Genomic DNA, 3551 nt, shown 5'->3' with positions numbered 1-3551 from the left:
CGCCGCCGGACCGCCGCGACCAGCCAGTCCGCGTACTCCTGCGGCCAGTGGGCCCCGGCTCGGTGCAGCGCGTACAGCACCCCGGCCGCGCCGTGCGACACGCCCGTCCCGCCGTCGGCGAAGCCGGCCACGTCCCCGGGGAAGAGCCGGTCCGGGCGGTCCGGGGTGGCGCCCGCGTGGATGCCCGCGACCAGCTCCCGGCACACCGGGTCGAGCGAGGGCCCGGCCAGCAGCTCCCGGCCGCGCCGCTCGCTCGCCGACTCCACCCGTGCCACCGCCGCGGGCCGCACCGGCCCCTCCTCCGGTCCCAGTCCGAACCACTCCCGCGCCCGCCGTTCCAGCGCCGGGAGCTTGCCCGGGTCACAGTCGGCGAGCTCCATCACCGGCATCAGCAGCATCAGCCAGGTGGCCCACAGCAGGTAGCGGTCGGCCTCGGCGCCGCCCAGCCCGGGCGGGACGTGCTGCCCGGCGGCGCCGGCCGTCGGCACCCGCCGGTCGTCCAGCTCGGCCGCGTACTCGAAGTCCACCAGCACCACCGACCCGTCCGGCCGGAGCACCACGTTGGCCGGGTGGAGGTCCCCGAACCGCACGCCCCGCGCGTGCAGGGCATCGAGCGCCTCCGCCAGCCCGTCCACCACCCCGCCCACCCACCGCGCGTACGCGGCGCGCTGCTCGGCGGTGCAGTTCTGGTGCACCAGCGGGTAGCGCCGGATCGCCTCGGCGAACAGCTGGACGCCCTCGATGTGCTCCTGCACCAGGAAGGTGTGCTCCCACACCGTGCGCACCTCGTGCAGCCGGGGCACGCACGCCAGCCCGGCCAGCCGCTCCAGCGCCCACCGCTCGCGCCGCAGCCGGGTCAGGGCGTCCGCCCCGGTGCCGTCCAGCCCGGCGTACGGGCGGGCCTCGCGCAGCACCACCCGCTCGCCTGTGCCGTGCTTCTCGGCCAGGTAGATCCCGCCCGCGTTGGAGACCTGGAGCACCTCGACGATCCGGTACGGCAGCTCCCCGCCGGCCGCCTCCCGGGCGGCCAGGTGCGGGCGCAGCGCCGCCGGCGGCTCGACCCAGGCGGGCAGCCGGAAGGCCGGCTCGCGCGGGTCCGGCACCAGCGCGCCGGACGGGTCCCGCAGGGCCGGGACGGACCTGCCCTGCTCGTCCCGGCACCACAGCTCGACGAAGGCCCCGTAGCGGGCGTACACCGGGGCGTCGCCGATCCGCAGGTCGGTGAGCACGTACGGCCCGGGGAAGCCCGCCAGCGCCTCGGCCAACTCCTCCGCCAGGGAGAGGAACTCACCGTCCGTGGCCGGGTAGACGGTGACGAACTTGCCGCTGCCGCCGCGCCCCGCGTACTTGCCGTTGGCCACCCGCAGCGCCACCGGGCTGCGCAGGAACTTGAACGCCACCCGGCGGGCGGTGCAGATCCCCGCGACGACGGCCAGCGTCCGCTCCGCGCCGTCCTGCGCCGCCGACACGTGCAGCTTCCAGCCCTGCTCGGGCAGGTGGCCGCCGTCGGGCCGCAGCACCGTCCACAGCCCGCGCTGCTCCCGCCGCCAGCCCTCGGGCGGCTCGCCGAGACCCAGCGGGTAGCGGCTGTCCCCGTCCCGCAGTCGTCCGGGGGTGTCGTAGTACGTCGGGTCGGCGAGGCAGTAGAGCTGGGTCTCGTGGACGTCGGCCATCGTGGGCCTCCTGTTCCGAAGTCTTCCGGGGTCGTCCGGGAGCGGGCGGTGCCTCGGTGGGCGGTGCGTCGGCGGGCGGTGCGTCAGACGGCGGGGCTGAGCACCGGTCCGCGCCGCACCGGCGGCGCCCAGGTGACCACGGCCGCGCAGAGCGCGATGGCGAGGGCCAGCAGGGCGAAGGTCCGGGTGCCGCCGAGCGAGCCGAGCAGGACGCCGCCGACCAGCGGGCCGAACGGCTGGACCAGGGTGGACAGGAAGCCGGCCGCGCTCTGCACCCGGCCGATCCGGTCGGGCGGCGCGGCGGTCAGCATGCCGGAGACGAAGCCGATGCTGGCGACGGTGGACAGGCACATGCAGACGGCGCAGAGCAGCCCGATCACCAGCGGGGCCCTGGTCAGCACCAGCACCCCGGCGGTGAGCGCGCAGGCCCAGCAGGCGAGCGCGACCAGGCTGCCGTCGCGGGCCCGGGCGGCGATCCTCGGGGCGAGCAGCGCCCCGGCCAGGGCGCCGGCCGCGGTGCAGGAGACGACGGTGCCACCGCCGAGGCCGGAGCGGCCGCCGTCGGAGGCGACGGCCAGGGTGGTGAACATCAGCGCGCTGAACGCGAAGTTCATCCCGAGGCCGAAGACCAGCAGCAGGGTGCGCAGGTAGGGCCGGTGCCAGACGAAGGCCAGTCCGGCGGTCAGTTCGGCCCGGCTGAACGCCGGTCCGCCCGTCGTGGCGGGCTTCGCGCGGGTCCGGATCAGCGCCACGCAGACGGTGGACAGCAGCAGGCCGACGCCCTCGGCGAGGAACGGCAGCACCGGGTGCCAGGCGAACAGCGCCCCGCCGCCGAGCGGTCCGGCCAGCCTGGCGGCGGCGCCGCGCGCCTGCATCCGGGAGGAGGCCTCGCGGGCCTGCCCGGTGGGCACCACCGCGCGCAGCAGGGCGCCGGCGGCCGGCCCGTAGACGCTGGAGATCAGCGCCCCGGCGGCGGCGACCAGCAACACCAGCGGCAGCGGGGTGTGCCCGCGCAGCACCGCGACGACCAGGGCGGCGACCGCGAGCAGGCTGAGGACGTCGCAGATCCGCATCAGCCGGCGCCGCTCGATCCGGTCGGCGAGCACCCCGCCGGGCAGCGTGGTGATCAGCAGCGCGCCGACCGAGACGGTGCCGATGGCGCCCGCCCGGGCCGCCGACCCGGTCTCCCGCAGGACCAGCAACGGCAGGGCGATCGAGGCGAGTTGGGAGCCGAGGGAGGCCAGCAGGCCGCCGGCCCAGAGCAGCCGGAAGTCCCGGTTGCGGGAGAGCGGGGTGGGGTCCATGGCCGTCCTCCGTGGTCGGCGGGGGCACCCGGGGGTGCGGATCGGGCCGGGGCGGCCCCGTCTCGGCGGGACCGCCCCGGAAGCCTTGCGGTGACCGATTGCCGGTGACCGGTGGCCGGTGAACCAGTGACCGGGAACCGGCGGCCGGCGACCGGGTGTCGGCGGCCGGGGGCGGCGGTGCGTCCGCCCCCGCGCACGGCCCGGTGTCCGGGCTCCGGTCAGACCGTGGTCTCGGCGCCGTGGACGTAGCTGATCAGGCTGAAGCAGAGGCCGTCCGAGGACTCGCTCAGGACCTTCATCGCCTGGAGGTCCAGGATGTTGGCGACGTGCGCCTCGACCTCCGGGGTCTCCTCGCCGCTCTCGCCGACGTTCTGCTGCTCCATGTTCTCGGCCATGGTCGAACTCCCTTCCGCACGGGGGTGGTTACGGCTCCGGCGGGCGGCTGCCCGCCGTTGCCGACCACCGTGGCCCGAGCCGCCTGCGCCCGGCTTCGGGGCCGGTTGGAAACCGGTATGGCCGCAGGTCGGAGCGGCCGCGCCGGCCCGCCGGGCCCCGGGCGGGCCCGCCCGGGAGG

At 76.9% G+C, this 3551-nt stretch carries 2 protein-coding genes and 1 pseudogene; all 3 read right to left on the bottom strand.

Translation table 11 applies throughout. The features are described 5' to 3' along the window. Positions 1-1673 (bottom strand): class III lanthionine synthetase LanKC (lanKC, locus tag AE652_RS37765; protein ID WP_049659820.1); only part of this gene is annotated, 1673 nt, incomplete at its 3' end. 34 nt (positions 1674-1707) lie between these two features. Continuing rightward, positions 1708-2977 (bottom strand): annotated as a pseudogene (locus AE652_RS37760) (MFS transporter); the annotation flags it as partial. Positions 2978-3195: 218 nt separating this feature from the next. Further along, positions 3196-3372, bottom strand: a complete 177-nt coding sequence (locus tag AE652_RS46935) for a hypothetical protein (protein ID WP_158077737.1) — start codon at positions 3370-3372, stop codon at positions 3196-3198. Positions 3373-3551 lie beyond the last annotated feature (179 nt).

The organism is Kitasatospora sp. MY 5-36, from assembly GCF_001182915.1.
Classification (GTDB): domain Bacteria; phylum Actinomycetota; class Actinomycetes; order Streptomycetales; family Streptomycetaceae; genus Kitasatospora.
This window is presented reverse-complemented; position numbering and strand designations above follow the sequence as displayed.

Bases quoted from the DNA above. Each gene is read 5' to 3' on its own strand.
- AE652_RS46935 (WP_158077737.1), bottom strand. From the start codon at position 3,372: ATGGCCGAGAACATGGAGCAGCAGAACGTCGGCGAGAGCGGCGAGGAG.